Genomic DNA, 371 nt, shown 5'->3' on the forward strand with positions numbered 1-371 from the left:
TGAACTGGCCTAATGAAATTGGACACATCAATAGGGCGCTATGATGGCGCCCAAATCTGAGGTGTGCATGATGATGCGAAAGTCCTATTCCAGCGAGTTCAAGCTCAAAGCCGCAAGCATGGTGCTTGATGAAGACCAGCCCATTCTGGAAGTCTGCGCCAACTTCGATATCGGCCCGACTGCCTTGCGCCGCTGGGTCGAGCAGGTCAGAAAAGAACGTGCGGGCTCGACGCTAGCTGGCACAAAGGCCATTACTGCCGACCAAAAACAAATCCAGGAGCTCAAAGCCCTGCTCAGGCAGAAAGACAGGGATATCGAAATCCTAAAAAAGGCCAGTGTTCTCCTGCTTTTGGACTCCAAAGATCATTCCC

General features: G+C 52.0%; 1 protein-coding gene. It reads left to right on the forward strand.

Annotated elements, in window-relative coordinates:
• Window positions 1-67: 67 nt before the first annotated feature.
• Window positions 68-371, forward strand: a 304-nt coding sequence (locus tag IC37_RS28670) for a transposase (protein WP_256580809.1), incomplete at its 3' end; no start/stop codon positions are given.

The sequence above is a fragment of the Pseudomonas sp. QTF5 genome, assembly GCF_000512695.2.
Lineage (GTDB): Bacteria > Pseudomonadota > Gammaproteobacteria > Pseudomonadales > Pseudomonadaceae > Aquipseudomonas.